Consider the following 2,106-nt stretch of genomic DNA (forward strand, 5'->3'; position numbering starts at 1 on the left):
ACTTATGCGCACGCAATGGAAACGTCAGTTTGCCACACTGGGGGTGGGGCAGGCGGTGTCGATCCTCACCAGCTCCATCTCCCAATATGCCCTGATCTGGCACCTCACGGCGCAGACCGGTTCAGCCGCCGTCCTGTCCCTGGCCGCCGTGGCCGCCCTGCTGCCCCAGGGCATCCTCTCCCTTTTCACCGGGGCGGTGGCCGACCGCGTTGACCGGCGCAAGATCATGGCGGTGGCCGACGGGGCCATCGGGCTGGTGTCGCTGGCCCTGGTGGGGGTGGGGCTCCTGCTGGGGGATCTGCCCGTGACCGCCATCATGGTCACCCTGGCCCTGCGGAGTGTGGGCTCCGCCTTCCACTCCCCCTGCCTCCAGGCGGTCACTCCCCTCATCGTCCCGCGGGAGATGCTGGGGAAATGTGCGGGCTGGTCCCAGGGAGTGCAGACCGTCTCCCTGCTTTTGAGCCCTGCCCTGGCCGCGGTCCTCTTCGCCGCGGTCCCTCTCCCCCTCATCATCGCGCTGGATGCTATGGGGGCCGTCTTTGCCATCGGATTTCTGCTCCTCGCGCGGCTCCCGGCCCTCCGGGCCACCGGAGAGGAGGCGCCCTTCCGACTTCTGGACGACTGCCGGGCGGGCTGCGCCGTCCTGCGGAGCAAGAAATGGCTGTGGCAGCTCTGCCTCATCTGCGGGCTCTTCTCCCTGGCGGTGGTGCCGGTGTCCTCCCTCTTTCCTCTGGTCAGCATGCGCTATTTCGGCGGCACTGCCGTGGCGGCCTCGGTGGTGGAGACGGCCTATTCCCTGGGGATGCTGGTGGGCTCCTTCCTCCTGGGGCTCTGGGGCGGGACGCGGAACAAGATGACCACCATGACTGCGGCGGTCTTTGCCCTGGGCGGCTGCCTGCTGGCCATGGGGTGCCTGCCCCCCGCCGCATTCCTCTCCTTTGTCTCCCTCTCCCTGGGGATGGGGCTGGCCTCCCCCTTTTTCAACAGCCTGCTGACGGCGCTCATCCAGGAGAAGGTGGAGGGGGAGTATCTGGGCCGGGTGCTGGGGATCGCTTCGGCGGTCATGACCCTAGCAAGCCCCGTGGGGCTGGGCCTCACCGCCCTCTTTGCCGAGGGGGTGGGACTGATCCGCTGGTTTGCCCTGGCCGGAGGCGTGACGGTGCTGTGCGGCGTGCTGTGCCTCGTCCTCCCGGCAGTGCGGCGGTGCGATCTGCCCCAGAAGCGGGAAGCCCCCTGCCGGGAGGTATCCTGAGCGCGGAACGCTCCTGTGTCTCTCCGGGTCGCAGGGGCGTTTCACACCTGTAGGACAGACCGGTGGCGGCCCGGCAGGCTGTCACCGGTTTGTAACTTGACTTTGATCCACTTCAAATGTAGTATAAAATAAAAATACTACATTTGAAGTGGATGGGAGGGACGCCTGTGAGGCGGCTGCCGGACACGGAACTGGAGGTCATGAAGGCCCTGTGGGAGCTGGAGGGACGGCCCGCCGCCCGGGCCGAGTTGGAGGAGCGGCTGCGGGACCGGGGCTGGGCCACCAACACGTTCAATACCTATCTCGCACGCCTTGCGGAAAAGGGGTTCGTCACCTGTGAAAAGCGGGGCAGGAGCAACTGGTACGCCCCGGCGGTGTCCCGGGAGGCCTATCTGGAGTTTGAGAGCGGAGCGGTGCTCAGCAGGGTGTTCGGCAGCTCGCTGAAGAACTTCGTGGCCTCGCTGGCCCGGGGCGCAAAGCTGGAGCGCGGCGAACTGGACGAGCTCCAGCAATATTTGGACGAGCTGAAGCGGGACGGCCTCTGAGACGGAGCCGCCCCAAAGCCGGCCGCTGCGGCGAGGTGGGAACGGGGCCCTGGCGGGAGAACCGGGGAGAATGGAGGAATGGCCTGGAATGATGGATTTTCTGATGACCCTGGCGGAGATCACCCTCACTATGTCGGCGGTGATTCTGCTGCTGCTGGCCCTCGGCCCGCTGCTCTCCCGGCGGTACGCCGCCCTATGGCGGTATTGGGCATGGCGGGCCGTGGCGGTCCGGCTTCTTATCCCTGTAAATATTTCCCTGCCCCAGGCCCCTGTGCGGCTCTCGCCGCCGGAGGACCGGGTGGTCCTTTC

At 66.8% G+C, this 2,106-nt stretch carries 2 protein-coding genes and 1 pseudogene; all 3 read left to right on the forward strand.

The window, feature by feature from the left end:
- A partial coding sequence (locus tag ABUA09_RS18230; protein WP_349949628.1) for an MFS transporter occupies window positions 1-1,252 on the forward strand: 1,252 nt, incomplete at its 5' end.
- A 167-nt stretch (window positions 1,253-1,419) separates the two neighbouring features.
- Complete coding sequence (locus ABUA09_RS18235; protein ID WP_082635986.1) at window positions 1,420-1,797, forward strand: BlaI/MecI/CopY family transcriptional regulator; 378 nt, start codon at window positions 1,420-1,422, stop codon at window positions 1,795-1,797.
- An 88-nt stretch (window positions 1,798-1,885) separates the two neighbouring features.
- Window positions 1,886-2,106, forward strand: a pseudogene (locus ABUA09_RS18240) (M56 family metallopeptidase); the annotation flags it as partial.

Origin of the sequence: Intestinimonas sp. RTP31139st1_F5_RTP31139_211217 (genome assembly GCF_040226735.1) — a bacterium.
Classification (GTDB): domain Bacteria; phylum Bacillota; class Clostridia; order Oscillospirales; family Oscillospiraceae; genus Intestinimonas; species Intestinimonas butyriciproducens.